We start from the raw sequence: 25,023 nt of genomic DNA, 5'->3' as shown, positions 1-25,023 counted from the left end.
AGAGCGGATCTGTTTGTCACGCAATTGCGGACGGAAAGCCATTTCACACTTTTTTCCTGGAATTGCTCCAAACAAAACGACGGCGCTTGCGCGCCGCCGTCTCGATAGGCTGGCTGCTTACTTGGTGGACGACGTTGAGGTCGTGTCCATCGGCGTCGTGCCGGCCGGGGCCGGGGCCTTTTCGGCAGCCTGCATCGCAAGCGTCTTGAACTCCGGAGCGGCCTTCAGGGATTCGGCCGTTTCCGTCGTCGTCAGCTTGACGGTGCCGTCCTCAGCGTTCTGCGCCACATTGATGTTGTGGATCGGAACCGCGACATCCTTCTGACCGATGCCGAGGAACCCGCCGACGCCGACGACTGCGGCAACGAGGCCGCCTTCCTTCTGCATCAGCAAGTCGGTGACCTTACCGACGCTCTCGTTATTGGCGTTATAGACCGACTGGCCGATATAGGTGTTGGCGCTGACCTGATCCGCTTCCTGCTGGGTCAGGTATGTGCCGGCATCGGCAGTCGTGGTTGCCGGAGCGGGGGCTGCGGCAGGGGTCTCGGCGGTCGTCGCCGGCATTGCCGGCTTTGCAACGTCAGGCGTTGCAGGGGTGGCCGGAGCCGTCTGTGCCGCCGGGGCGTTTGCGTCTGCGGGCTGGGTTGCGGCCTGGGCAAAGGCGCCCGTCGCAAACACGGAGGATGCCGCAAAGATTGCCGCCGAAGCTACGGATGTAAGAAGTTTGCCGGTCATCGTGAACCTACCTTTCATTCTGATCGCTCTCTTGCCCCAGCACGGGCGGCGCCATGTCTTGGCTGACCATCAACGTGCCGGTTCAAGAGGGGAATGACTGACGTTACGATTGGTTCCGGCAAAAAAACCGAAAAAATTCAATCACGGAAAGGAACTTTTCGTGAGAATAGAGGCGACGGAACTCTCATGAAACGGCGTTGCAAACGGCGCTGAGCGCCGGCTGCTGGCCATTTGCGAGGCGTGGTTTAGGGAGGGACGCAGGCTGCCTACTGCCTCCGGATCACATCCTGTATGGCGGGTCGAAGCTGCCCTGGACCGCAATCGCAAGTTCCAACAGCGCTCCCGACGACGGCTGCGATGTCAGTGTGGCCTCGTCCAGACCTTCGCGAGCGCTCGTGAATGCGAGGCGATCGGCGTTGCGGCCGATGAAGACCGGGCACGTGGGTTGCGCGACGGGCACACGATAGCGCTCGATGCGCTGCCCATCGGGAGCGTAGTGGTCGACGAAGCCGGAACCCCAGCGGGCGTTCCAGATATGGCCGTTGACATCGCAGACCGAGCCGTCGATGTCGCCGCTCTCATCGGAGCTGTCAACAAGGACCGTCGCCTCGCCAGAGGGCAGACCGCTTGCGGGATCGACGGGCACGCGCATCAGCAGGCCAGCCTTCGAGTCGACGTAGTAGCCGATCGTTCCGTCCGGCGAAAAGCAGATCGAGTTCGGGATGCTGACCTTGTCGAAGAGCTTGGTAACCTTGCCTGCGGCCACGTGATAGATGGCGCCCGCGCCGGTTTCAGCGCGTTTGCCCATCGTGCCGATCCAGAGCGCGCCGGAAACATGCGTGCGGCCGTCGTTGGAACGGTTTCCCGTCTGTCCGGGCTCAAGCAGGGCATGAAGGGTGAGTGCGCCCGTGCCCACGTCGCGCAGAAAGAGGCCTTCCTCGGTCGCGATCAGCTGGCGCCCGGCATCGACGCGCGCCAGAACGCTTGCCATCATCGGCAGGTCATGAACCTGCTTGCGACCGGTGGAAAGGTTGAGTTCGTGAAGCTCCTTGCCGAGAATGTTGAACCACCAGACCGTGTCCGTGTCGGGATCGTAGGTCGGGCCTTCGCCGAGGAGCGAGTTTGTGCCGGAGAGAACCTTGCCGCGAAAGTCGTGCGTGTAGGTCATCCGCTTCAGGCTCCCGTCGCCAAATCGTAGGCTTGAACCGTGACCTTGGCGCGCTCCGTGACCTCGGCAGCCGTCATGCCCGGCTTGTAAAGGCTGGTGCCGAGGCCGAAGGCGAGAATGCCGGCCTTGGTATAGTCGGCAAAATTCTTGTCCGAAACGCCGCCGACAGCCGCGATGACCAACTCGGGCGGCAGCACCGCTCTGATGGCGTTGATGCCGGAGGCGCCGAGCGCGCTTGCGGGAAAAAACTTCAGTCCCGTCGCGCCGGCGCGGGCGGCCTGAAGCGCTTCCGTCGCCGTAAAGACGCCGGGCATGCTGACCATGCCCTTCTCATAGGCGCGGCCGATGACGGCGGTATCGACATTCGGTGTCACCAGCAGCCGGCCGCCGGCGGCATCGAGCCGATCGACGTCCTCGACGGTCAGCACCGTGCCGGCCCCGATCAGGCAATGGTCGGGTGCCATCTTCGCGGCGGTCTCGATCGAGCGGAAAGGATCGGGCGAATTCAGCGGGATCTCGATGGCGGTAATGCCGTTGTCGATCAGCGCGCCGAGGACGCTTTCGACCTCGGCAGGCTTGATGCCGCGCAGGATGGCGATCAGCGGGCGCTTTATCTGAGGGAAGGGGATGCGGTTCATGCGCTTCTTCTTTCATTGTCTGGCCAGATTGCCCTTGCCGCGGCGGAAAGCCCGCGGCGGACGGCGGCGTCGGCGTCGATGGTGCGATAGGTGAGGGCAAGCCGGTCGAAGGCGCGTTCATAAAGCGCCCGAAGCCGTCCCGAGGCAACCAGCGTGATCGTGGCGCCGCTGCCGGCTTCAGCAAGCCCGCCGGCGATTTCCGCTCCGATCAGCGTGCCGGAGATCCGCGCCTGCGCGCCCGCGGCCGTCAGCCCGTGCAGCAGCTGCCCGGCGCGCGCGCCGAAGATCAGGTTGGTGGCGAGCGCCGGCTGCCGATAGGCGGCCTGGATGGCGGCCGCAAAGGCGTTGTCGTCGGCAGGCATGTCCGCCGCACCCGCAACCGCATGGGCAAGAATGCTGTGCTTGCTGATGACATCGAACAGTTCACCCGTCATGAAGGTCGAAAATCCGGTGACGACGCCATCGGCGACGTGGACCCATTTCGAATGCGTGCCGGGCATGCAGACTACGTGCTCCCCAGAAGCCTGCCCTTCGAGCGCGCCGAGCAACTGCGTTTCCTCGCCGCGCATGACGTCGGGCGCATCGGCGAGCCGCTGGGCAAGCCCCGGCAGAATGCGCACGTCACGGGGCTGGCCGGGAACGGCCACGGCAGCGGTTAGGATCGTCTTGAGGGGCGCCGGCGTATCGATATAGCCGGCTTCGAACCATCCTTGCCGCGCGCCGGCCATGCCGCAAACGATGACGGGCAACCCTTCGGGCGCCGCGAGCGCTGTCAAATGAGCTTGCAGAACCTCGGCAAAGCCAGTGCGGGCGGCCGTGGTCATGCCTTCGTCGCTGCGCCGTTCGCCGAGAACGCCGCCTTCAGCGCCCATCAACCAGAGCCTGAAGCTGCTGGTGCCCCAATCCACCGCAACATAGGCGGGTCTTTCCATTAGAGTATGCCTCCATCAACGATGATCGACTGCGCGGTGATGCTTGCCGAGCAGTCGGATGCGAGAAACAGGGTGGGGCCGACAAGATCCTCCGCGGTCAGAACATGCTTGAGGCATTGACGGGCGACCATGGCGGCCATGCTCTCGTCGGTCAGCCAGAGTGCCCTTTGCCGTTCGGTGGCGATCATGCCCGGCATGACGGCGTTGACGCGCACCTTCTCCGGGCCGAGCCGCGCGGCGAGGTTCTTGGTCATGCCGATTATGCCGGCCTTCGCCGTGGCGTAGACCGGTATATCCGGAATATTGAGCATGAAGGCCATCGAAGAGAAATTGATGATCGATCCGCCGCCGGCCGACCGCATCAACGGCGCGACGGCCTGCGCCACAAAAAACATCTGCTTGAGATTGATCGCCTGGCTGTCGTCCCAATCGCTCTCCGTCACCGTGTCGAATTCGTGGCGGTTGTCCCAGCCGGCATTGTTGACGAGGACACGGACGGCGCCGAAGTCGGATTCGATGGCCGCGACCGTGCTCTTGACGTTGCCGACGTCCCGCAGGTCGGTGTGATAGAAGGCGACCGCGTGGGCACTGGTTGCCGATATCCGTTCGGCAAGATCGCGGCTCGCCGCCTCGGCGATGTCGATGAAGGAGACGCGCGCGCCTTGCGCGGCGAACCCTTCCACCAAAGCCGCGCCGATGCCCGAACCGCCGCCGGTAACCAGCACCGGACGATCCCTAAGATCGGGAAATTGCGCTGTCGTCGCTGCCACGTCTCTCTCCCATGTATTCCATTATGTGGAACTTGATTTGACTATCTGGAAATATCGGCCTAGCGTCGAGGTCTTGTCAAGCTGGAGTGAATGCAGAGATGGACGAAGATGCGCCGGCGGCAAGGGCAGGCGGCGGTCGGGATACCGGAACGCTCGGCAAGCTGATGTCTCTCGTGGAATGCGTGGCCGCGGCCGACGCGCCGATGCGGTTCACCGACATCCTGTCGCGGGCCGATCAGCCGCGCGGCACGGTGCACCGGCAACTCACCCATCTCGTCGAGGAAGGATTGCTGGAGATGACCGATGACGGGCGCTATCTGCCCGGACTTAGGCTCTTGAGCCTCGCATCGCGGAGCTGGGCGCGCAACGAGTTCCGGTTGGTTGCCGAACCGCATCTGCGCCGGCTGCAGGAGAGAACCGGCGAGACAGTCCATCTCGGCGTCCTTCGCGGCACCGAGGTCATCTATCTCGACAAGGTGGAGGGTCGCCAGTCGGTTCGGATGTATTCGCAAGTCGGCAATGCCTCGCCAGCCTATTGCACCGGCGTCGGCAAGGCGGCGTTGTCGACGCTTGACCAAGAGGCCCTCGCCAGGCTGGTCGGCGAGATGCGCTTCCATCCTTTCACCGAGCGCACCCATCTAAGTGCGGCAGCGCTGCTTGCCGATGTCGAGAAGATCACTGCCGATGGCCACGCTATCGACAATGAGGAACACGAGGCGGGCATCTGCTGCGTGGCCGCGCCCATCCATGCCGAGGGCCATGATCTGAGGGCCGGAGTGTCGGTGACCGGTCCGGCATACCGTGTTACGCCTGAGCAACTGATGGCGTGGGCGCCGCAGGTGCGCGCGACGGCCGCCGATATCGTGCGGGACATCAAGAACCGTCTCGGTCCGCGCCGCTAGAGTATCCGTCTTGTTCGGACGGAAAAACCGCATCACATTTTTCCTGGAATTGCCGCTAGTTTTCCACTCGTTTCACGAGAATTCCTCCTTTTTGATTGACCGTTCATAAGTATGACTTATCTTTGACCGCGAAATGCGAGTCGAAGAGCGTCCCCTGGACAATGGAATCCTGCGCGGCGCGACTCGAGGGAAGTGAAGACTGATGACTACGGCGGCGTTGCACGGCGAGGATTACCTGGCCGAAATTATCGGCTTGCGGACACATTTCGATGTCTTCCGCTTCATGAAACAGCTGACCGAAACCGTTCGCGCGCGTGCATTCATGGTTCTCAGCATGCCGCCCGCGACGTCCGTCGATCTGCAGAGCAGCTCGATCCTCTCCAACTGGCCCGCCGAGCTGATCTCGCTCTACGATCGGGAGCGGCTGATCGTCAAAAGCCCGATGGTGCGGCGCCTGCGAAATTCGGCCGTCCCCTTCGTCCATGACATGGGCGACAAGGCCGCGGAGCGCGAGGACGGCAGAACGGGCCTTGCCAAGTCGCTCTTCGAGCGCTTCGGAATGCCGCGTTGGGGTGTCTTTCCCACCCACGACGCGACGGGCCTGAGGGGCGTCATTTCCTTCGCCGGCGACCGCGAAGCGTTCACGCCGCAGGAAATGAAGGAACTGAGCTTCGTCTCCATCCATGTCTTTAGCCGGTTGGGTGAGCTTCGACAGGACGACTGCCGCGTTGGCGGCGGTATCTCGGAGCGCGAGCTCGACTGCCTGAACTGGACCGCCGCCGGCAAGACCAGCCTGGAGATCGCCGAGATCCTCGGCCTGTCGGAGCACACGATCAACCACTACCTGAACCGCGCGGCAAAGAAGCTCGACACAGTCAATCGGACGCAGGCGGTTGCCAAGGCGCTGCGGATGGGTCTCATCCGCTAGTGAGCATCGTGCGCAAAATCCGGGCAGTTTGCGTCGAGATTGATCGCACGGCCGCCCCGGTATTCGCAGCTCTCCCGACGAAAAGGCGCTCAATCGACCCAAAACGGCACAACTTCAGTTGGCATATTTCATGCTTCTAGTAGTCAGAAGTCCAGAGGGGACTTTGACAACAGCGCCGGCCAACGGCGCGGAATGAAGGGACGCCACCGAGCCTGGCTACCATCACAGGGGATCAGGTCACGGGGCGTTCCTTGCTTTTGTGGTGGTCGGGACTTTGTACCCGGCTACCACATTTTTTTCTCCGCCTACCATTTTCTTTCTCACCCACGCCCTATGTCCGGCGGTATTGTTTAGAGAACCGTTGCGGTCGGAGGGCGCAAGCCCGGCGGACCACCGGCTGCAACGGGCCGCCGCCGTTTTGATCGCGCATGACCCTCCTTGTGATCGCTTTCGATTGAGGGGTCATGTGCCAGGCGGCGCAAAGCGTCGCCTGCTGAAAGCTGCCGTTGCAGCATGTCGGGGGGCAGGCGGCGTTCGCGGCTGAAAGCCGAAACCGCACCACGGGGCCTATTCACCTCAGGACGCGCGAAGCGTGCTCAAACGCTGCCACGGCTCATAAGACGCTGGCCATAACCGCCGAGAATTATTAAGAAGAGAAGCTTCGTGACCAGCCGGCGATTTTCACCGGCTGGGTCGCGGCGGGACTGGCAAGGGAGCAGGCACGGGTATGGCCGAGATTACCAAGGAACAGGTTCTGGAGACGCTTAGGACGGTGCGTGGTCCTGATCTCGAGCACAACATCGTCGAGCTCGGCATGGTCTCCGACGTCTTCATCTCCGATGCCAAGGTGTATTTCTCGATCACGGTTCCGGCCGAGCTGGCACAGGAGCTGGAGCCGCTGAGGCTGGCGGCCGAACGCGTCATCAAGGAAATGCCCGGCGTCAAGGGCGCGCTCGTGGCGCTGACCGCTGACAAGAAGATCGGTGCCGCGCCCGCCGCGCCGCCGCCGCAGGGACATGGCCACGCGCACCCCCATCCTCAGGGCCATCAGGCGCGCGCCGGCAAGATCGGCGTTCCCGGCATCAAGTCGATCATCGCGGTTGCCTCCGGCAAGGGTGGCGTCGGCAAGTCGACCACCGCCGTCAACCTGGCGCTTGGGCTCCTCGCCAACGGCCTTCGGGTCGGCATTCTCGATGCTGACATCTACGGCCCTTCGATGCCGCGGCTGTTGAAAATTTCAGGCCGGCCGACGCAGATCGACGGCCGGATCATCAAACCGATGGAAAATTACGGCCTGAAGGTGATGTCGATGGGCTTCCTCGTCGACGAGGAGACCGCGATGATCTGGCGCGGCCCGATGGTCCAGTCGGCGCTGATGCAGATGCTGCGCGAAGTGGCCTGGGGCGAGCTCGACGTGCTTGTCGTCGACATGCCGCCCGGCACCGGCGATGCACAACTGACGATGGCCCAGCAGGTGCCGCTCGCGGGCGCAGTCATCGTGTCCACGCCGCAGGATCTTGCGCTGATCGATGCGCGCAAGGGTCTCAACATGTTCCGCAAGGTGGAAGTGCCGGTGCTCGGTATCGTCGAGAACATGAGCTATTTCATCGCCCCCGACACCGGCACCCGCTACGACATTTTCGGCCATGGCGGAGCGCGCAGGGAGGCCGAGCGGATCGGCGTGCCGTTCCTGGGCGAAGTGCCGCTCACGATGGGCATCCGCGAAACCTCCGATGCCGGCACGCCGGTCGTGGTCTCCGAGCCGGACAGCATCATTGCCGGCGTCTATCGCGACATCGCCGCCAAGGTGTGGGCCGAGCTTAACGGCACGCCACAGCGGGCGGCCCCGGCAATCGTTTTCGAGTGATGTTGCGGCACCTCGCCCGATTGTGTTGATCGCGGCTTGTGCTATGACTTTGCTGCATCCCCGATTCTGCGACGAAAGCGCGTGCGAATGAGGACAGGCTTGATTCTTTATTCGCTTTGCTGCATATGCGCCGCCGGAGTGAACGCGGCCGGACATATGTCGTGACGGCGGGCCACTCCATGGAAACTTCGGCTCGCCAGCCTCTATGGAAAGTGACGTCAGCCGAAGTATGGAAAATACAGCACATCGGAGCATGGACAACGTATGCCCGGCCGAAGCGGCGGGCGGCGTCCGGAGTTTTATGAGCTTCTTTTTTTCGCCCTTTCGATCCAAGCGAAATCGCCCAACGCGCCGCGGCGTAGCAGGCGTGAGCGTTGTGCTGTCGGTGACGGCTCTTCGCGCCTCAGCGGCCGCGGGGCATGGCATGCCGGGAGCGACCCGGTGATCACCGCCTACCGCTCCAACTGCAAATCGATCGAGATCACCGATCTCTCGGGCGCGACCAGCGTTCCTGACGATATCGTGTGGATCGATATGGTCGAGCCGGGGCGCGAGGAAGAGGCCTTCATCGAAGGCCTGCTCGGCGTCGATCTGCCGACGCGCGAGGATCTGAAGGATATCGAGCCCTCGAGCCGCCTCTACGTCGAGAACGGAGCCGCCTTCATGACGGCATCGCTCGTCTGCAAGGCCGAGACCCAGGTGCCCGCGCTGACGGATGTCGGCTTCGTGCTTGTGAAAAACCGCCTCGTCACCGTGCGTTACGCGCAGCCGAAATCCTTCGGGCTATTCATCGCGGCACTCCATCGCATTCCCGATGAAATGCGCAGCGGCGCTTCTTTGCTCGCCAAGCTTCTCGAAACCATCGTCGACCGTACCGCCGAGATCATCGAGCAGTCCGTCAGCCGCATCGACATTCTCTCGACGCATGTTTTCGGCGAGCGGGCGAAGAAGATGCGGCGCTCGTCGGATTTCCTCGAGGAGAAGCTGCGCGACATTGCCGGCTACCACCGCATCATCAGCAAGGTGCGGGACAGCCTGATGTCGCTGTCGCGCGTGCTCACCTTCGTCCAGACGCTGCCGGCACTGCATGAAGACCGGCAGGCAAAGGAACTTTGCCGCAATGTCCAGCGCGACGTCCAGTCGCTGTCGGAACACGCGTCCTTCATCGCCGGCAACGTCACGTTCCTCCTCGATGCCTCGCTCGGCCTCATCAACATCGAACAGAACGCCATCATCAAAATATTCTCGATCGCCTCGGTCGTCTTCTTGCCGCCGACGCTTGTCGCATCGATATATGGCATGAATTTCGAGCACATGCCGGAGCTGCATCTCATTCTCGGCTATCCGGCCTCGCTGCTCTTCATGGTGGTTTCCGCCGTCGTCCCCTTCTTGTTTTTTCGCTGGAAAGGCTGGCTCTAAGAGCCTAGTGATCCTGAATGTCCCATGACCAACACCATTCTCCCGATGGGAAAATGAAACCGCGCAACCTCTTCGGCCTCGTGCTGGGATCGATCGGGGTCGTCTACGGCGACATCGGCACTAGCCCCCTCTACGCGTTTCGCGAGGCGTTGAAACCGGTGGCGGCGGACGGTCTGACCCGCGGCGAGGTGATCAGCCTCGTGTCGCTGATGTTCTGGACGCTGACCATCATCGTGACCTTCAAATACGTGCTGTTCCTGCTTCGAGCAGACAACGACGGCGAAGGCGGCACGCTGTCGCTGCTGGCCCTGCTGATGAAGACCGCGAATGGCCACGCCGCGGTGCTGACGTTGCTCGGCCTCGTGGGTGCCGCCCTTTTCCTCGGCGATTCGATGATCACGCCGGCGCTGTCGGTTCTCTCGGCGGTCGAAGGCATCAAGCTGGTGACGCCGTCGCTATCACCCTACATCGTGCCCATATCCGTCGTCATTCTGGCGATGCTCTTTGCCATCCAAAGCCATGGCACGGGCGCGGTCGCGCGCTTTTTCGGGCCGATCATGGCGCTGTGGTTCCTCGTGATGGGAGTGGCGGGTCTTTCGCATATCGCCGACGACCTCTCGATTCTCGCCGCCTTCAATCCCTGGTATGCGATCACCTTCCTGATGCATGAGGGCTTTTTCGGCGTGATCGTGCTCGGCGCCGTCTTCCTGACGGTGACCGGGGCAGAGGCGCTCTACGCCGATCTCGGGCATTTTGGCCGTTCGCCGATCCAGACCGCATGGTTCGCGCTGGTGTTTCCGTCGCTGACGCTGTGCTATCTCGGCCAGGGCGCGCTGGTATTGAGCGAGCCGCTGACCATGTCGAACCCGTTCTACCTGCTGTTTCCGCAATGGGCCCTCTTGCCGGCCGTCCTGCTGGCGACCGCGGCCACCATCATCGCCAGCCAGTCGGTCATCACCGGCGCGTTCTCGCTGACGCGACAGGCGATCCACCTCGGCTTCCTGCCGCGCATGGAGATCCTCTTCACCTCGGAGACCAATACCGGCCAGATCTTCCTGCCGTCGGTCAACACGGTGCTGTTCTTCGGCGTCATCTTCCTCGTCATAAGCTTCCAGACGTCGGATGCGCTGGCGATCGCCTACGGCATCTCGGTGACCGGCGCCATGGTCGTCACCTCCATCATGGCCTTCGAGTTCGTCCGCGCCCGCTGGAACTGGTCGCTGCCGGCCGCAATCGCCGTGCTCACTCCGCTGGTGGCGCTCGAGCTCGTCTTCCTGGGCGCGAACCTCGTGAAAATCCACGACGGTGGCTACGTCCCGATCCTGATCGCCACGGCATTCACGCTGATCATGTGGACCTGGCGTCGCGGCACCCGTATCCTGACCGAGAAGACGCGCCACACGGACATCCCGCTCCAGGCCTTCGTCAGTTCGATCGAGCGCAAGAGCGAGCACTCGCCGGCCTCCGTGCCGGGGACCGCGATCTTCCTTACCAGCGATCCTGAATCGGCTCCGGCGGCGCTGCTGCACAATCTGAAGCACAACCACGTCCTGCACGACAAGAACGTCATCCTGACGATCCGCACCACCAACAAGCCGCGCGTCTCCCAGGAGCATCGCTACACGGTGGAGAAGATTTCCGACCGGTTTTCGCGTGTCGAGCTGCGTTTCGGCTTCATGGAGGCGCAGAATGTTTCGCAGGCGCTGGCGGCGCTGCGCAAAACCGGCCTGAAGTTCGACATCATGTCGACCTCCTTCTATCTCGGGCGGCGCAAGCTGGTGCCGGACGCCAAATCGGGCATGCCGCAATGGCAGGACCGGTTGTTCATCGCGCTCGCCAATGCCGCCGCCGACCCTTCCGACTACTTCCGCCTGCCGGCGAACCGCGTCGTCGAACTCGGCTCGCACGTCATCATCTGACGGAATTGGATTTCCCCTTCGAAAGGCTCGGCGCTCGCCGGGCCTTTTCTTTTGGCCGCCGAGCCAGCCCGCGCCGAAAGCGTCTGCCGGGATTAACCATCCATCAAGGTTAATGGGTGATTATCGCCTGACGTTACGTATTTCCGTGGAGTCCGGTGTTGCGTCTCTTGAGTAACCCCCATCGCAAATTCGGCTTTTTGCCGCAGAATTGCACCTCGCCGGCCGTCTTCGGGCTCGTCGCTTGGCTCGTTTTTCCCTCTGCGGCCGCACATGCCGATCTCGCCGGGCTTCTGGCGGGCCTCGATCGCGGCACCAGCTGGCGCATGGTGCTGACCGATTCGCCCGCGGGCTCCGTTCAGCAGGCCGAACTCGCCTTTGGCCACGCCGATGGGGAGGGGAACTTGATCGACGGCGGAATGCTGCTGCCGGACGGCCGACGTGTCGCGTTTATCTCGGGCAAGAAGGGGAGCGATCCACGGCCCGACGAAGACCGCATCGACCGCTCCAAGAAGAAGGGTCGGGTCGTGGCCGTCGAGCCGATGCAGCCGCCCAAGGATTTTTCGGCCGGTTCCGTCGTCCATCGCGAAAGCCGCCTTCTGCAGCCGAAGCTCGAACTCGACGACCGCAGCGCCTTCCTGAAACCGAAAATCCGCGGCAAGGAAATCGAAATCGCAACGGCCTTTTATCGCAAGGGGCCTCAGAAGCCGGACAGTGCGGTGCCGCCGATGCTCGCGAGCCTCGTGACCAGCAGCGACGGCGACAGCCTGGCGACGGCTTACGCCGCAACGCCTGACTACGCCCGCGTCTCGCCGTTTGATTCCATTCTTGCGAAGGATCAGGACAGCGAGGGCCGCTTCGTGCCGCAGATCGGGCCGCAGGACCACGCCTGGGCCGCGAGCGTCTTGCCACCGGCGGTCTTCTCGTCGGACGAGCAGCAGTGCCTCGCGACCGGCATCTATTTCGAGGCGCGCGGCGAGTCGGTAAAGGGGCAGGCCGCGGTGGCTCAGGTGATCCTCAATCGCGTGCGCAATCCGGCCTATCCGAAAACGATCTGCGGCGTCGTCTATCAGAATGAAAACTGGCGCAACGCCTGCCAGTTCTCGTTTGCCTGCGACAACGTTAAGGACCGTGTGAACTCCGCCTATCATTGGCGTGTCGCCCGGCAGGTTGCCATGGCCGTGACGGCCGGCAAGATCTGGCTGCCCGAAGTGGGATCGGCGACGCACTATCACGCGGTTTACGTCCGCCCCAGATGGGCGGCTGAAATGGCCAAGGTCGGTCGGATCGGCATGCATATCTTTTACCGGACCTACGGCGGCGGCTGGAGCTAGCCTTTCGGAGCGGAAAAGAGGCTCCGTCAGCGGCAAAATCCATGGAATCCCATCGCTGAAGCGGCGATGGGTAACGGATTCTTGCCCGCAGTTTTGCGCTGCCGCCTCTATTTTGCCGTAAGTCAATGATTCTTCTTCTATATTTTATGGCTGGACATCAACAGTCGACGCCTTGACTATGCTTTTCCCTAAAACTATGTTGCGCGCGACTTCAGAACGGGCCGAAGGGTGATGAAACCTGTCGTTCGTTTGCGCATATCGCCGGGGTAGCGACTGCGAGCAACGAGACGAAAAGGGAGATCGCCATGACGGAGGACCGCGACGAAGGTCTTGAAAAGCGCCGGGCGCAGCTGGGGGCCGAATTGGCAAACAAGCGCTCCGAGGTGGGGGGTGAAGACGCGAGCGATGTTCGCGCTGAGGTGAGCCGCAAGGGCTTCGCTCAGGCGATCAAGCTTTCGAGCGAATTCGTAGCCGCCATTATCGTTGGTGCTGTTCTGGGCTATATCGTCGACCGTTTTGTCGGCACGGCGCCGTGGGGCATGATCATCTTGCTGCTACTCGGTTTCGCTGCCGGTGTGTTAAACGTCATGCGCTCCGCGGGGATGGTGGCAACGCCCTCCGAAACGGACCGCAAAGGCGGAAAAGATTAATAACGGATCGGCGCCGGCGGCGTTGTTCCATCAAGACCGATTTCCGCCTCCGGGCGGGCCAAAATGAGAGAGAGCAAGCGGTGTCCAGCGATCCGACCCATCAGTTTGTGATTCAGAAGATTGTGCCGATCGAAATCGGCGGGCTCGATCTCTCGTTTACCAATGCGTCGCTGTTCATGGTCGCCTCTGTAGCCCTCGCTGCCGGGTTCCTATATTTCGCAACCTCGAACCGCAGCTTGATTCCGAGCCGTTCGCAGTCGCTTGCGGAAATGTCCTACGAGTTCATCGCCACGATGCTGAAAGAGGGGGCCGGCACCCAGGGGATGAAGTTCTTCCCCATGGTCTTTTCGCTCTTCATGTTCGTGCTGACGGCCAACCTTCTGGGCATGGTTCCCTATTTCTATACGGTTACCAGCCAGATCATCGTCACTTTCGCGCTGGCGCTGTTCGTCATCGGCACCGTCATCGTCTATGGCTTCTATAAGCATGGTTTCGGCTTCCTGAACCTCTTCGTGCCGCATGGCGTGCCTGGCGCGCTGCTGCCGCTGGTCGTGGTGATCGAAATCATCTCGTTCCTGTCCCGGCCGATCTCACTTTCGGTTCGTCTTTTCGCCAACATGCTGGCCGGCCACATCACGCTTAAGGTGTTCGCGGGCTTCGTCGCCTCGCTTGGAGCGCTGGGCGCGCTCGGCATCGGCGGCTCCATCCTTCCCCTCATCATGACCGTCGCCCTGACCGGTCTCGAGTTCCTCGTCGCCTTCCTCCAGGCTTACGTCTTTGCGGTGCTGACTTGCATGTACCTCAACGACGCGATCCATCCGGGTGGTCACTAAGGATACCGACATTGACGTCTGCAGGGCGTCAGTCATTCGCCGCAACAACCCATTTCTAAAAGGAGTTCAACATGGAAGCGGAAGCAGCAAAGTTCATCGGTGCAGGCCTGGCTTGCTTTGGTATGGCCGGCACGGCTCTCGGCCTCGGCAACATCTTCGGCAACTACCTGTCCGGCGCTCTGCGCAACCCGTCTGCTGCTGACAGCCAGTTCGGCCGTCTCGTATTCGGCTTCGCCGTGACGGAAGCTCTGGGCATCTTCTCGCTGCTCATCGCTCTCCTCCTGCTCTTCGCCGTCTGATTTCGACGGGTTGATGGATCACGGCTTGCCTGGTGCCAGCCGTGATCTTTCGCATTTGAGAGTACACCTGGAGGTGAGCATGTTTGTGACCCCGGCTTACGCGGAAGACGCTGCGGCGGCGACCGAGACAGGTCAGGCGGCCGCGCCCGCAGCAGGCGAATTGAATACGGAAACCGGCGTGCCTCAGGAAGGTCACGGCGGTCACAAGGTATTCCCGCCATTCGACCACACGACTTTCGCCTCGCAGTTGCTGTGGCTGGTCATTACCTTTGGCGTGTTCTTCTTGCTCATGCAAAAGGTCCTCGTGCCCCGCGTCGGCGGCATCCTGGAAAGCCGCCATCAGCGCCTCTCGCAGGATATCGACGAAGCCGCCCGTCTGAAGGCTGAGGCCGATGCCGCGGTTGCGACCTACGAAGGCGAACTTGCCGCCGCGCGCACCAAGGCCAACGCCATCGGCACGGCCGCCCGCGAAAGCGCCAAGGCAAAGGCGGAAACCGAGCGTCTAGCGATTGAGGCAAGCCTGGCCGAAAAGCTGAAGGCTGCCGAAGCGCGCATCGCCGGCATCAAGGAAAAAGCATTCGCCGATGTCGGCACGATTGCTGAAGAGACTGCCGCTGCGGTGGTCGATCAGCTGGTCGGCGGAACGGTCGCAAAGACCGACGTCGCAGCGGCCGTTGCCGCGGCAACCGCAAAGCGGGAGGCTTGATCCATGGAATTCCATCTGGACCAAACATTCTTTGCGTTCGTCGGTCTGATCATCTTCCTCGCGCTCGTCGTCTATCTGAAGGTGCCGGGAATGATGGCGAAGTCGCTCGACGACCGCGCCGATCAGATCCGCAACGAGCTGGCTGAAGCCAAGCGTCTTCGCGAAGAGGCCCAGCATTTGCTGGCCGAATATCAGCGCAAGCGCAAGGAAGCCGAAGCGGAAGCCGCCCACATCGTGGCCGCCGCCGGTCGCGAAGCCGAAATGCTCACCGCCGAGGCAAAGAAGAAGACGGAAGAATTCGTCGAAAACCGCACGGCGCTATCCGAACAGAAGATCAAGCAGGCGGAAGTCGAGGCGATGAAGGCGGTTCGTTCCGCAGCCGTCGATCTCGCGATCGCTGCCGCCGAAACGGTTCTGGCCAAGAAGGCCGACGCCAAAGTCCAGTCGGAGCTCTTCAAGAGCGCCGTCGGCGACGTCAAGGCTCGGCTCAATTAACGCAAGTATGCAGACGGAGGATTTTCCCTCGTCTTGAAGCTAGTCGCTTCTGAAGTTTGAAAACCGCTCGCAGCAGAACGCTGCGGGCGGTTTTTCTTTTGAGAAGGGTCTCGCAGGGCCGTTGCAGCGTGCAAAAGAGGCTATCAATCCAGACGCTCTTCCTCGCACGGCATGACGCTGTCCTTGCGCAACGGGCGGAATGTCATGCGGTGGAGGCTGCAGGGACCGTTGGCGGCGATGCCGGCGCGGTGTACAGCCGTCGCATAGCCGACGTGGTCGGCAAATCCATAGGCCGGGAACGTCAGATGCGCACGCGTCATCATCCGGTCACGGGTCACCTTGGCGACGATCGAGGCCGCGGCGATAGAGAGCGACCGCGCATCGCCTTTGACCACCGCCTGTCCGTGACAGGGGAGCCCCATCGGCACGTCCAGACCGTCGGTGAGTACGTAGGCCGCGGGGATCGCGAGACCGAGGACGGCGCGGCGCATGGCATCGAGGCTGGCCTTGCGGATATCGGTACCGTCGATACGGGTGGAACTCGACGACGCGATGGCGATGGTCGCCGTGGCGAGGATCGCTTCGAAAAGCTGTTCACGGCGTGCCGCCGAAAGCTGCTTGGAATCGTTGAGGCCATCTGGGATGCGTTCAGGGTCGAGGATCACGGCTGCCGCGACCACCGGTCCCGCGAGCGGCCCTCTGCCCGCTTCATCCGCGCCGGCCACTGGCCAGTGCCCGGCCTTGCGCGCCGAAAGTTCCAGCCTGAAATCGGGCACGATCGGAACATCTTCGAACAGCAGAGGAGAATCGGGTGGCGTGCGGCGTGTCATGCGGCAGACACTCGCACGCCAACCCGATTTCCTGCAAGCCCCCGGTGTCAGGCGGCGGCGGCTCCGGGGGCGATCCGGCGGACAGGGACAGGGTGTAGTCCGCGGGATTCAGTCTGGAATATCCGGACACAAACGCGCATCGACGCGCTTGCGTCAGGCATTTCTCAAAGCAAAGACAGCTGGACGCCGCTGCCGTCCGGCGGCACGAAGAGCGCGTCGGTGAGCTGAATGCTACGGCGCGTCAGCCCAAGCCGCTTCGTCGCCATCTCGAAACGGCGGCTGATCTGCCACGCATAGGGGCCGGCGCCCTTCATCCGTTTGCCGAACTCGGCGTCATAGTCCTTGCCTCCACGCATCGAGCGCACCAGCGACATGACGTGCCGATAGCGGTCAGGGTAGTTCTGCAGCAGCCAGTCGCGGAAGAGCGGGCTCACCTCGAGCGGCAGTCGCAGGATGACGTAGCCGGCCTCCCGCGCGCCGGCGGCTTTTCCCGCTTCGAGGATACGTTCGATCTCGTGGTCGTTGAGCGCGGGAATGATCGGCGCCACCATGATGGAGGTCGGAATACCGGCGTCACTCAGCGCCTTGATCGCCTCCAGCCGTCGCGTCGGCGTTGCCGCGCGCGGCTCCATGCTGCGCGCGAGCTTGCGGTCGAGCGTCGTGACCGACAGCGAGACGCGCACCAGATTTCTGGAGGCAAGCTCGGAAAGTATGTCGATGTCACGCATCACCATCGCCGACTTGGTGACGATGGACACGGGGTGGTGAGCCTTGTTCAGCACTTCGAGGATCTGGCGCATAATCCGCCATTCCTTCTCGATCGGCTGATAGGGGTCGGTATTGGTGCCGATCGCGATGACGCGCGGCTTATAGCCGGGCTTGGCGAGTTCGCGCTCCAGAAGCTTCGCCGCATCCGGCTTGGCAAACAGCTTCGCCTCGAAATCCAGCCCCGCCGAAAGCCCCATATAGGCGTGCGTCGGGCGCGCGAAGCAGTAGATGCAGCCGTGCTCGCAACCGCGATAGGGGTTGATCGAGCGGTCGAAAGGGATGTCCGGCGAGGTGTTGCGGGTGATCGCGGTTCGCGGCCTTTCCACCTGAACCTCGGTTTTGAACGGCGGCAAATCTTCCAGCGTTTCCCAGCCGTCGTCGACGAGCTCGCGGCTGAGGGGCTCGAATCGGCCGGTCGGGTTGAGGCCGGCACCACGGCCGCGACGGCGGTCGATCTCTATTCTCAGACCTGAAGCGACGACCAGCGCGTCGGCAATATCCGCCGTATTGGCAGGCGCAAACGCTGCCTGCCCTGCAAGGGACTGCTCGTTCATCGAAATCTCCCTGAGCCGGTCGGCATGCATCCTGCCGGTTTCCGTCTCTTCGGCGGACGTTGCCGTCCGCGTTGACCTTGATTAAATTCCTAGGGGACAAATGAGAACAATGCAAGAACAAAATGCGTTACCCACGCGCCGACAGCGCTCCATCCACAGCCGGGGTGGTACGATCATGCGACTTTTGGCCCCTTCACAGGTTTCCGCCTCATGGGCTATAAGCGCAGGCATGTTGACGGTAATTATTGAATGTCAGGATCAGGAATCGGAACTGGCGCAGACCCTTGCGGTTCTGGTGTCGGGCGCGGTCGAGGGGCTTGTCTGCGACGTCGTCGTGCTCGATCGCGGTTCTGGCGACGGCACGTCCCGCGTCGCCGATGCGGCGGGCTGCCGCTTTTATTCCCAGTGGGATGTGAAGGATATTCTTGATTCGGTGCGCGGCGACTGGCTGCTCTTCGTCGAGCCCGGCGCGCGCCCGCAGGCCGGCTGGATCGACGAGATCGCCGAGTATGTGGCGCTGAACAAGATGCCTGCGCGGTTCACCGCCTCGCGCGGCTACCGCCGTCCCTTGTTGCAGCGGCTGCGGCGCCGGTTGCCTCCGCTCGAACTCGGGCTTCTGGTGTCCAAGCGGCAGGCGGTGGCGAGCGCTCGCAGCGGCATGGAGCTTTCGGAATTCGCGATAGGCCGCAAGACGCGTCGGCTCGCCTGCGAGATCATTCCGTCGTGGGTCGCGCGCGCGGCGCGCTGACCTTCATTTGCCGCGCTTCAGATGCTCGTCGAGCCGGGGCATGATCTCCACGAAATTGCAGGGCATATGGCGATAGTCGAGCTGTGCCTTCAGTATGCCGTCCCAGGCATCCTTGCAGGCGCCGGGCGAGCCGGGCAGCACGAAGATGAAGGTGGCGTTGGCCAGCCCGGCGGTCGCGCGCGATTGGATCGTCGCCGTCCCGATCTTTTCAAACGAGATGTGATGGAAGATCGCCGAAAATCCGTCCATGCGCTTTTCAAACAGCGGCTCGAGCGCATCCGGGGTCACGTCGCGACCGGTAAAGCCGGTGCCGCCTGACGTGATGACGACGTCGACGGCCTCGTCAAGCGTCCAGGCCTCGACCGTCGCGCGGATGCGCTCCCTGTCGTCCGGAACGATGGCGCGGGCGATAAGCCGGTGGCCCGCTTCGGCAATGCGCGCGGCAAGCGTGTCGCCGGATTTGTCGTCGGCAAGCGTGCGGGTGTCGGAGACGGTCAGCACGGCGATGCCGACCGGAATGAAAGGACGCGCTTCGCCAGAATGTGCCATCAGCCGGCTCCCGCCATGGTCTCGATTGCCTGGAAATACCAGTCTGGCCGGGCCCTGTGAAGCGCTGCGGCGGCTTGACCGGCAGCGCCAGCGTCGTCGAATAGGGCAAAGCAGGTGGCGCCGGAGCCGGACATGCGCACAAGACGAGCGCCGGGCTGTTGCTCCATCAGTTCTAAGAGCGTGAAGATCTCGCCGCAGATCGCCCGTGCCGGCGGCTCCAGATCGTTGCGCAGGCCGCGCATGACGGCAAGCCACTCGTCGCGGCTGCGCGGCGCGCCTGTCTCAAAACTGAAGCCAGGATTGTCCTTTTTTTCAAGCCTGCCGAACACCTCGGGCGTCGAAACTCCCTTGAGCGGATTGCCGAGCACCACGGAAAAGGAGGGTAGATGCGGGAGCGGGCGGATTTCCTCGCCGATCCCGCAGGCGATCAGAGGCCGGCTTGCAAGGCACATCGGCACGTCGGCGCCGAGCTTGAGTGCGATTTCCTGGACGGTGGCAGGCGGTAGGGTAACCCGCCAGACGCGGGATAAGCCGCGCAAAACCGCCGCAGCATCAGCCGATCCTCCGCCGATCCCCGAAGCGATCGGCAGGTTCTTTCGCAGATGGATATGGACCGGGGGGGAGGGATGGCCGATTGAGGCCGCCGCCTCGCGCATCAGATCGCGCGCCCGCTCGACGAGATTGGGTGCGGCCCCCGCGTCTTCCCGAAGGCGATCGGCAAAGCGACCGGCGAGACTGAATGCGTCCTTAGGCGACAGCCGGAAGCCCAACCTGTCGCCATGGTCGGCAAAGGTGACCAGCATGTCGAGGAGATGATAGCCGTCAGGCCGACGGCCCGTCACGTGCAGCGCCAGATTGATCTTGGCGGGCGCATCCTCGATGAGATCGAAGTCGCCCGCCTCCGGAAGCCGCGGCATGACGGCTTACGATTTCTTGTCGGTCGCCTGCGCGGGCTCGGCCGGCGCCGGATTGGGCTCCGGGTTCTTGGACTTGTCCGCCGCCTTCGGGTCGCCGACGTCAGGCAAGCCGTGCGCGACCTTGTCCTTGATCCGCGGAATGTCAGCCTCTTCCGGCTGCGACGTCAGCGCGCGGTTCCACTGGTAGACCGCTTCGAGCTTGCGCCCGACGCGCCAGTAGGCGTCGCCCAGATGGTCGTTGATGGTCGCGTCGCTCGCCTTCAGCTGCGCTGCCTTCTCCAGTTCGTTGACGGCGTCGTCGAACCGGTTGAGGCGGAAATAGGCCCAGCCGAGCGAATCGACGATATAGCCGTCGTCCGGCCTCAGATCGACCGCCCGCTTGATCATGTCCAGCCCGGCGTCGAGGTTCCGGTTCATGTCGACCCAGGAATAGCCGAGGTAGTTGAGCACCTGCGGCTGGTCGGGGTTGAGCTCCAGCGCCTTCTTGAAGTTCGGCTCGGCCTGATCCCACTTCTTCAGTCGCTCATAGGCAATGCCGCGCTGGAAGAAGACCGACCAGTCCTTGCGGCTCGGCACCGCGCCGATGACCTCGACCGCCTTGTCGTAGTTCTCGGCCATCGCCTGGAAGTCCTTGGCGTCGGAGAGAACGCTGCCGTAGGCGAGGTAGCTGCGAACATCGCTGGGGTCGGAATCGATCAGCGCCTTCAGATGCTTGCGGGCGTCGTCGATCTTGCCGCCTTGCGCCAGTGCCAGCCCGAGCTGCAGCTCGGAGATGCGCGCCATCGGCGAATCCTTGGGCACCTGCTTGTAGAAGGAGATGGCGCGGTTCATCTGCTCCTGCTTCTCGGCGATGCCGCCGAGCAGGACCAGCGTATCTGGGCTCTTCGGGTCGAGGGTATTGGCTGTTTGCAGGTAGAGCGCGACAACGTCTTCGGCGCCGTCACGGTTGAGCGCGGCGCCGACGGAGAAGAGCACGGAAGCCGCACCCTGCACCGCGTCGGTGACCTGCTGTGCCGGCTTATCACCCTTTTCGATGCTGGCGCGCAGCGCATTCAGCGGCGCGTAGTTGCTGATCATGTTGTCGCCGACCGAGATCGCATCCAGCGCCTGCTGCCTGTTGCCGGCATTGGCTTCCAGGCGGGCGAGCGCCATGACGGCGCGCATGAAGGTATCCGGTGCCGTCGCGCCGCCGTCCTTGTCGGTGACGGCATCGTTGAGGTTGCTGCGCGCGGCCTTCGTATCGCCGATGACAAGCGCGATCGCGCCGGCATTGTAGCTCTTGAAGATGCTGAACCAGGCTGGTCCCTTCATCTTCTGGACCATGGCCAGCGCTTCCTTGCCGCGACCGGCGCCGACACGGGCCCAGGCGAGCAGAAGATCGTTCATCAACCGGTCGAGATCGTTCGGGCCGCTGTATTTGAGCAAGCCTTCCGCGACCTTGTAGTCATGGCGGCGGATGGCATCCATGCCACGAACGATCGTCGTGACGCGCTCGACGGTCGGATCGTTCTTGAGTTCGGAGGCGTATTTGACGCCCTCGGCGATGTTGCCGTTCAGAAGCAGCGAGATCATCAGGCGCTGGCGGATTTCCGGATTGCCCGGCTCGATCATCAGGGCCTTCTTGTAGAGGGCGATCGCCGTCTCGTAGTCGTGATCGACATCGGCGGTGCGCGCGGCAAGAAACGCGCCAGCAAAGCTGTCGGCGGTATCGGGATCGAACGACGTCGTCGCTTCAGTCCCGGCCGCCGGCTTGGCGGCATCCTCGGCATGGCTCGCTTGAACCGTCGAAAAAGTAAGCACCGCCGTCAGCGCTGCACTGGACAGGAGACGGATGGCAAGTCTTTGCCGCATTACAAAACCTTTCTTCGAGGGCGACTCTCGTAGATCGCCTCAGCATGTATTCATGCAACTCATTCACGTGCAGGATGGCTTTTTTGAAGCAGCCCTGCAAGAATTTCGGCAGTGCAGCGATCAGCTGACGCGTTCGATGCAGAAGTCGATGACTTCCATCAGCGCCGACTTGCACGGCGTATCGGGCACCGGAGCCAGCGCATCGCGCGCGATCGTGCCATAGTGGATTGCCCGGCCGATCGTGTCGTTGAGGGCGCCATACTTCGTGATCAGCCCCATCGCCTTCTCAAGATTGGCGTCGTTGCTGTTGCCGTTCTCGATCGCGTCGCGCCAGAAGGCGCGCTCGTCTTCGGTGCCGCGGCGGTAGGAGAGGATGACCGGCAAGGTGATCTTGCCCTCGCGGAAGTCGTCGCCGACATTCTTGCCGAGATCGACAGCCTTGCCGCCGTAGTCGAGCACGTCGTCGACAAGCTGGAAGGCAAGTCCAAGGTTGGTGCCGTAGGATTTCAGCGCGTTGCGGTCGGCCTTGCTCGCATTGGCGACGATCGGACCGACTTCGGCCGCGGCCGCGAATAGCGCCGCGGTCTTTGCCCGGATGACGGAGAGGTAGTCGTCCTCGGTAGTTTCCATGTTCTTGGCGACGGAAAGCTGCAGCACCTCGCCCTCGGCGATGACGCAGGCAGCCGACGACAGCACGTCGAGCGCCTCCAGCGAACCGACCTCGACCATCAGGCGGAAGGCCTGGCCGAGCAGGAAGTCGCCGACCAATACGCTCGCCTGGTTGCCCCAGATCATGCGGGCGGTGGATTTGCCGCGGCGCAGGTCGCTTTCGTCGACCACGTCGTCGTGCAGAAGCGTCGCCGTGTGCATGAATTCGACGCTGGTCGCAAGTTTGATGTGGTTGTCGCCCTTGTAGCCGAAGAGGGAGGCCGCGGCGATCGTCAGCATCGGCCGCAACCGCTTTCCGCCCGAGGAGATCAGGTGTTCCGCCACTTCGGGAATCATCTGGACGTCGGAGCCTGCTTTCGACAGGATCAATTGGTTGACGCGTTCCATGTCCGCTTTGGTCAGATCCACCAAGGGCTTGACGGATGCCGATTTGTTTTTGCTCTCTTCAAGCGGTATCACAACGCCCAATGACCCGGACTCCTGTTCATTTTTCGCAAAGGACAATAGAAAGGGGCAGGGGACGCGGCAAGTGGCGATTTGTCTCGTCGCGCAAAATTGACAAGGAATCACAGGCCTTATGCACGAATTGATCCGCACCAACGACCCGGTACTTCTTTCCTTCGCCGAAAGCCTGATGAGGGACGCTGGCATCCATTGCATGATTGCGGACCAGGCCATGAGCATTCTCGAAGGCTCGCTCGGCATGCTGCCGCGCCGTTTTCTGGTCGAAGAGGATCGCGCCCAGCAGGCACGCCGGATCCTGACCGACGCGGGCCTCGGCGGCGAACTGCGCGCCGAGGCGGGCTGAAGCGCCTTATGACCAAGCAGGCGGAAACGGTTGACGCATTCCATCGCGGCGCCTTCCACGTGGTGCAGCCGAAGGGAAGAGGACACCGCTCGGGGATGGACGCGATGCTGCTCGCGGCGCTGGTCGCCGACGAACGGCCGATCCGCGTTGCCGATCTCGGCGCAGGCGCGGGCGCGGCCGGCATGGCGGTCGCAAGCCGCCTCGTCAGTGCGGAAGTCGTGCTTTTCGAGCGTTCTGCCGACATGGCGGATTTCGCCCGAAAGGGGCTGGCACTTCCGCAAAACGCCAGCTTTGCCGCCCGCGTCAGCGTGATCGAGGCCGATGTGACGCTCGCCGGCAAGGCGCGCAACGCGGCGGGCCTCGTCGACGACAGCTTTCACCACGTCATCATGAACCCGCCCTTCAACGACGGCAGCGACCGCCGGACGCCGGACGCGCTGAAGGCCGAGGCGCATGCCATGACCGACGGGCTCTTCGAAGCCTGGGTGCGCACCGCCGGCGCGATCATGATCCCCGGCGGGCAGCTCTCGCTGATCGCCCGGCCGGAATCGATCGCCGAGATCATCGACGCCTGCGGCAAGCGCTTCGGCGGCATCGAGATCACGCCGATCCATCCGCGCGAAGGCGAAAACGCCGTGCGTATCCTGATGACCGCGATCAAGGGATCGCGGGCACGCCTCGCCCTGAGGGCGCCGCTCGTCATGCACGACGAGGGAACGCACAAGTTCTCGACCTTCGTGGACGACCTCAACAACGGTCGCGCCGCCTATTTGCGACGGTAGGCCGAGCGACCGGATGCCGGTCGCGGACTGGAATGGCCATGGCGGCGACGCCGGCGATGACACAGACGAGGCCCAGCCAACTGGTCGACGACACGCTCTCCCCGAGGAACAGCACCCCGATCGCCACGCCGATCGGCACGCGCAGATAGGCTTGCGCCGTGGTGGCGACCGATCCAAGCGTCTGCACAAGACGGAAATAGATGACGAAGGCAAGTGCGGTCGAAAATAGTGAGAGTGCGAGGAGCGCCGATATCGACCGTGCGGAAGGAGCAAGCGTCCATGGCCGATCGATCGCGAAGCTGAGCGGAATGAGGATAGCCGCCCCGCAAATCAATGACCCCGTCGCCGGCATCATCGGGTCGAGACCCCTGAAGCTCTTTCCGAAAATCGCCGCTCCTGCATAGCAGACCGTGGCGGCAACGATGGCGAGCTGTGCCCAGAGTTGATGCCCCAGGCCGCCGAGCGCCTGCACGCCAACGATGAGGCAGGTCCCGAAAAGCCCCGCAGCAACGCCGAACAACTTGCGGTCGGTCACGGGCTCATGGCGCGAAATGAGCATCGTGAGCATGAAGGCGAAGACCGGAGAGGTCGAATTCAGGATGGTCGCGAGCCCGGCGTCTGTCGTCTGCTCGGCCCACGCGATCAGCGTGAACGGAACGACGCTATTGAGGCAAGCCTGAAACAGGAACCTTTGCCACATACGCGCATCCCTTGGCAGGCTCAGCCCGCGCCAACGGATGACGGAAGCGAGGATCGCGCCGGCGATGAGCGTACGCGCGGCTATCAGCGTCAGAGGCGGGATGGTTTCGACGCCCAGTTTGATGAAGGTGTAGGAAGCGCCCCATAAAGCGGAGAGCGCCAGAAGAAGAGCGAGTTCCTTCGCCACGTTCGGCCTGTGCGTCATCGTCCTTCCCGTTCTCGATCTCGGTCTTCCTCCTTCCTACCCTCACATCGT

26 protein-coding genes are annotated in these 25,023 nt (G+C 62.9%); 14 read left to right on the top strand and 12 right to left on the bottom strand.

Annotated elements, in window-relative coordinates:
- Positions 1-117: 117 nt before the first annotated feature.
- The 5 genes from AB4048_RS07985 to AB4048_RS07965 form a co-directional block, all read right to left on the bottom strand.
- A complete protein-coding gene (locus AB4048_RS07985) occupies positions 118-735 on the bottom strand; it encodes a PRC-barrel domain-containing protein (protein WP_442201396.1) in 618 nt (205 codons plus the stop codon).
- A gap of 280 nt (positions 736-1,015) precedes the next feature.
- The gene (locus AB4048_RS07980) at positions 1,016-1,903 is read right to left on the bottom strand and encodes an SMP-30/gluconolactonase/LRE family protein (RefSeq protein ID WP_442201395.1); all 888 of its coding nucleotides are present in this window, start codon (positions 1,901-1,903) and stop codon (positions 1,016-1,018) included.
- Between the two features lie 5 nt (positions 1,904-1,908).
- Positions 1,909-2,541: a 2-dehydro-3-deoxy-6-phosphogalactonate aldolase gene (locus tag AB4048_RS07975; protein WP_442201394.1), complete on the bottom strand. Its 633-nt coding sequence runs from the start codon at positions 2,539-2,541 to the stop codon at positions 1,909-1,911.
- Complete coding sequence (locus AB4048_RS07970; protein WP_442201393.1) at positions 2,538-3,473, bottom strand: 2-dehydro-3-deoxygalactonokinase; 936 nt, start codon at positions 3,471-3,473, stop codon at positions 2,538-2,540. The genes AB4048_RS07975 and AB4048_RS07970 overlap by 4 nt, the downstream gene beginning before the upstream one ends.
- On the bottom strand, positions 3,473-4,243 hold the full coding sequence (locus tag AB4048_RS07965) for an SDR family NAD(P)-dependent oxidoreductase (protein ID WP_442201392.1): 771 nt from the start codon (positions 4,241-4,243) through the stop codon (positions 3,473-3,475). Before AB4048_RS07965 ends, AB4048_RS07970 begins: the two co-directional genes overlap by 1 nt.
- A gap of 98 nt (positions 4,244-4,341) precedes the next feature.
- Between AB4048_RS07965 and AB4048_RS07960 the strand changes: the two genes are divergently transcribed.
- The 11 genes from AB4048_RS07960 (at position 4,342) to AB4048_RS07910 (ending at position 15,592) form a co-directional block, all read left to right on the top strand.
- Positions 4,342-5,145 carry an IclR family transcriptional regulator gene (locus AB4048_RS07960; protein ID WP_442201391.1) on the top strand — a complete coding sequence of 268 codons (804 nt, stop codon included), beginning with the start codon at positions 4,342-4,344 and terminating at the stop codon, positions 5,143-5,145.
- A gap of 202 nt (positions 5,146-5,347) precedes the next feature.
- Positions 5,348-6,073, top strand: a complete 726-nt coding sequence (locus AB4048_RS07955; protein WP_442201390.1) for a helix-turn-helix transcriptional regulator — start codon at positions 5,348-5,350, stop codon at positions 6,071-6,073.
- A 727-nt stretch (positions 6,074-6,800) separates the two neighbouring features.
- The gene (gene apbC, locus AB4048_RS07950; protein WP_442201389.1) at positions 6,801-7,940 is read left to right on the top strand and encodes an iron-sulfur cluster carrier protein ApbC; all 1,140 of its coding nucleotides are present in this window, start codon (positions 6,801-6,803) and stop codon (positions 7,938-7,940) included.
- A 441-nt stretch (positions 7,941-8,381) separates the two neighbouring features.
- Positions 8,382-9,359, top strand: a complete 978-nt coding sequence (locus AB4048_RS07945; protein WP_442201388.1) for a magnesium transporter CorA family protein — start codon at positions 8,382-8,384, stop codon at positions 9,357-9,359.
- Between the two features lie 53 nt (positions 9,360-9,412).
- Positions 9,413-11,278, top strand: a complete 1,866-nt coding sequence (locus AB4048_RS07940) for a potassium transporter Kup (RefSeq protein ID WP_442201387.1) — start codon at positions 9,413-9,415, stop codon at positions 11,276-11,278.
- Positions 11,279-11,436: 158 nt separating this feature from the next.
- Positions 11,437-12,609 carry a cell wall hydrolase gene (locus AB4048_RS07935; protein WP_442201386.1) on the top strand — a complete coding sequence of 391 codons (1,173 nt, stop codon included), beginning with the start codon at positions 11,437-11,439 and terminating at the stop codon, positions 12,607-12,609.
- A 305-nt stretch (positions 12,610-12,914) separates the two neighbouring features.
- On the top strand, positions 12,915-13,259 hold the full coding sequence (locus AB4048_RS07930) for an AtpZ/AtpI family protein (RefSeq protein WP_442201385.1): 345 nt from the start codon (positions 12,915-12,917) through the stop codon (positions 13,257-13,259).
- Positions 13,260-13,339: 80 nt separating this feature from the next.
- The gene (locus AB4048_RS07925; protein WP_442201384.1) at positions 13,340-14,092 is read left to right on the top strand and encodes a F0F1 ATP synthase subunit A; all 753 of its coding nucleotides are present in this window, start codon (positions 13,340-13,342) and stop codon (positions 14,090-14,092) included.
- 71 nt (positions 14,093-14,163) lie between these two features.
- Positions 14,164-14,391 (top strand): F0F1 ATP synthase subunit C, encoded by a 228-nt coding sequence (locus tag AB4048_RS07920; protein WP_046796018.1) that lies wholly within the window; start codon positions 14,164-14,166, stop codon positions 14,389-14,391.
- A 79-nt stretch (positions 14,392-14,470) separates the two neighbouring features.
- Positions 14,471-15,097, top strand: coding sequence for a F0F1 ATP synthase subunit B (locus AB4048_RS07915; RefSeq protein WP_442201383.1), 627 nt, complete (start codon positions 14,471-14,473; stop codon positions 15,095-15,097).
- 3 nt (positions 15,098-15,100) lie between these two features.
- Positions 15,101-15,592: a F0F1 ATP synthase subunit B gene (locus tag AB4048_RS07910; RefSeq protein ID WP_442201382.1), complete on the top strand. Its 492-nt coding sequence runs from the start codon at positions 15,101-15,103 to the stop codon at positions 15,590-15,592.
- A 143-nt stretch (positions 15,593-15,735) separates the two neighbouring features.
- Here the strand turns inward: AB4048_RS07910 and AB4048_RS07905 are convergent, their stop codons facing one another.
- Both AB4048_RS07905 and AB4048_RS07900 read right to left on the bottom strand, forming a co-directional pair.
- Positions 15,736-16,422, bottom strand: a complete 687-nt coding sequence (locus AB4048_RS07905) for a ribonuclease HII (RefSeq protein WP_442201381.1) — start codon at positions 16,420-16,422, stop codon at positions 15,736-15,738.
- Between the two features lie 164 nt (positions 16,423-16,586).
- Positions 16,587-17,744 carry a PA0069 family radical SAM protein gene (locus AB4048_RS07900; RefSeq protein WP_442201380.1) on the bottom strand — a complete coding sequence of 386 codons (1,158 nt, stop codon included), beginning with the start codon at positions 17,742-17,744 and terminating at the stop codon, positions 16,587-16,589.
- 229 nt (positions 17,745-17,973) lie between these two features.
- Here AB4048_RS07900 and AB4048_RS07895 point away from each other — a divergent pair, with 229 nt between their 5' ends.
- Positions 17,974-18,492 carry a glycosyl transferase gene (locus tag AB4048_RS07895; protein ID WP_442201379.1) on the top strand — a complete coding sequence of 173 codons (519 nt, stop codon included), beginning with the start codon at positions 17,974-17,976 and terminating at the stop codon, positions 18,490-18,492.
- A gap of 3 nt (positions 18,493-18,495) precedes the next feature.
- On the opposite strand, the gene moaB is transcribed toward AB4048_RS07895, so the two are convergent.
- From moaB to AB4048_RS07875, 4 genes are all read right to left on the bottom strand, one after another.
- Positions 18,496-19,041, bottom strand: coding sequence for a molybdenum cofactor biosynthesis protein B (gene moaB / locus AB4048_RS07890; protein WP_442201378.1), 546 nt, complete (start codon positions 19,039-19,041; stop codon positions 18,496-18,498).
- On the bottom strand, positions 19,041-19,958 hold the full coding sequence (locus AB4048_RS07885; protein ID WP_442201377.1) for a 4-(cytidine 5'-diphospho)-2-C-methyl-D-erythritol kinase: 918 nt from the start codon (positions 19,956-19,958) through the stop codon (positions 19,041-19,043). The genes moaB and AB4048_RS07885 overlap by 1 nt, the downstream gene beginning before the upstream one ends.
- Positions 19,959-19,964: 6 nt before the next feature.
- Positions 19,965-21,809 (bottom strand): tetratricopeptide repeat protein, encoded by a 1,845-nt coding sequence (locus AB4048_RS07880; protein ID WP_442201376.1) that lies wholly within the window; start codon positions 21,807-21,809, stop codon positions 19,965-19,967.
- A gap of 120 nt (positions 21,810-21,929) precedes the next feature.
- Positions 21,930-22,946 carry a polyprenyl synthetase family protein gene (locus AB4048_RS07875; RefSeq protein WP_442201375.1) on the bottom strand — a complete coding sequence of 339 codons (1,017 nt, stop codon included), beginning with the start codon at positions 22,944-22,946 and terminating at the stop codon, positions 21,930-21,932.
- A gap of 109 nt (positions 22,947-23,055) precedes the next feature.
- On the opposite strand from AB4048_RS07875, the gene AB4048_RS07870 reads away from it, so the two are divergent.
- Together AB4048_RS07870 and AB4048_RS07865 are read left to right on the top strand one after the other, a co-directional pair.
- Positions 23,056-23,286 carry a putative signal transducing protein gene (locus tag AB4048_RS07870; protein ID WP_442201374.1) on the top strand — a complete coding sequence of 77 codons (231 nt, stop codon included), beginning with the start codon at positions 23,056-23,058 and terminating at the stop codon, positions 23,284-23,286.
- An 8-nt stretch (positions 23,287-23,294) separates the two neighbouring features.
- Positions 23,295-24,068 carry a tRNA1(Val) (adenine(37)-N6)-methyltransferase gene (locus AB4048_RS07865; protein WP_442201373.1) on the top strand — a complete coding sequence of 258 codons (774 nt, stop codon included), beginning with the start codon at positions 23,295-23,297 and terminating at the stop codon, positions 24,066-24,068.
- On the opposite strand, the gene AB4048_RS07860 is transcribed toward AB4048_RS07865, so the two are convergent.
- Positions 24,034-24,972 (bottom strand): DMT family transporter, encoded by a 939-nt coding sequence (locus AB4048_RS07860; RefSeq protein WP_442201372.1) that lies wholly within the window; start codon positions 24,970-24,972, stop codon positions 24,034-24,036. The two genes, AB4048_RS07865 and AB4048_RS07860, sit on opposite strands and share 35 nt — an antisense overlap.
- Between the last annotated feature and the right edge of the window lie 51 nt (positions 24,973-25,023).

This window comes from Rhizobium sp. RAF56 (assembly GCF_052113965.1).
Lineage (GTDB): Bacteria > Pseudomonadota > Alphaproteobacteria > Rhizobiales > Rhizobiaceae > Rhizobium.
The sequence above is the reverse complement of the archived record's forward strand: the minus strand, read 5'-3'. Positions and strand labels throughout refer to the sequence as shown.

Coding starts and splice junctions, on each gene's coding strand:
- AB4048_RS07985 (WP_442201396.1), bottom strand. CDS start 735: ATGACCGGCAAACTTCTTACATCCGTAGCTTCGGCGGCAATCTTTGCG.
- AB4048_RS07980 (WP_442201395.1), bottom strand. CDS start 1,903: ATGACCTACACGCACGACTTTCGCGGCAAGGTTCTCTCCGGCACAAAC.
- AB4048_RS07975 (WP_442201394.1), bottom strand. CDS start 2,541: ATGAACCGCATCCCCTTCCCTCAGATAAAGCGCCCGCTGATCGCCATC.
- AB4048_RS07970 (WP_442201393.1), bottom strand. CDS start 3,473: ATGGAAAGACCCGCCTATGTTGCGGTGGATTGGGGCACCAGCAGCTTC.
- AB4048_RS07960 (WP_442201391.1), top strand. CDS start 4,342: ATGGACGAAGATGCGCCGGCGGCAAGGGCAGGCGGCGGTCGGGATACC.
- AB4048_RS07955 (WP_442201390.1), top strand. CDS start 5,348: ATGACTACGGCGGCGTTGCACGGCGAGGATTACCTGGCCGAAATTATC.
- apbC (WP_442201389.1), top strand. CDS start 6,801: ATGGCCGAGATTACCAAGGAACAGGTTCTGGAGACGCTTAGGACGGTG.
- AB4048_RS07940 (WP_442201387.1), top strand. CDS start 9,413: ATGAAACCGCGCAACCTCTTCGGCCTCGTGCTGGGATCGATCGGGGTC.
- AB4048_RS07930 (WP_442201385.1), top strand. CDS start 12,915: ATGACGGAGGACCGCGACGAAGGTCTTGAAAAGCGCCGGGCGCAGCTG.
- AB4048_RS07920 (WP_046796018.1), top strand. CDS start 14,164: ATGGAAGCGGAAGCAGCAAAGTTCATCGGTGCAGGCCTGGCTTGCTTT.
- AB4048_RS07915 (WP_442201383.1), top strand. CDS start 14,471: ATGTTTGTGACCCCGGCTTACGCGGAAGACGCTGCGGCGGCGACCGAG.
- AB4048_RS07910 (WP_442201382.1), top strand. CDS start 15,101: ATGGAATTCCATCTGGACCAAACATTCTTTGCGTTCGTCGGTCTGATC.
- AB4048_RS07905 (WP_442201381.1), bottom strand. CDS start 16,422: ATGACACGCCGCACGCCACCCGATTCTCCTCTGCTGTTCGAAGATGTT.
- AB4048_RS07900 (WP_442201380.1), bottom strand. CDS start 17,744: ATGAACGAGCAGTCCCTTGCAGGGCAGGCAGCGTTTGCGCCTGCCAAT.
- AB4048_RS07895 (WP_442201379.1), top strand. CDS start 17,974: ATGTTGACGGTAATTATTGAATGTCAGGATCAGGAATCGGAACTGGCG.
- moaB (WP_442201378.1), bottom strand. CDS start 19,041: ATGGCACATTCTGGCGAAGCGCGTCCTTTCATTCCGGTCGGCATCGCC.
- AB4048_RS07885 (WP_442201377.1), bottom strand. CDS start 19,958: ATGCCGCGGCTTCCGGAGGCGGGCGACTTCGATCTCATCGAGGATGCG.
- AB4048_RS07880 (WP_442201376.1), bottom strand. CDS start 21,809: ATGCGGCAAAGACTTGCCATCCGTCTCCTGTCCAGTGCAGCGCTGACG.
- AB4048_RS07870 (WP_442201374.1), top strand. CDS start 23,056: ATGCACGAATTGATCCGCACCAACGACCCGGTACTTCTTTCCTTCGCC.
- AB4048_RS07865 (WP_442201373.1), top strand. CDS start 23,295: ATGACCAAGCAGGCGGAAACGGTTGACGCATTCCATCGCGGCGCCTTC.
- AB4048_RS07860 (WP_442201372.1), bottom strand. CDS start 24,972: ATGACGCACAGGCCGAACGTGGCGAAGGAACTCGCTCTTCTTCTGGCG.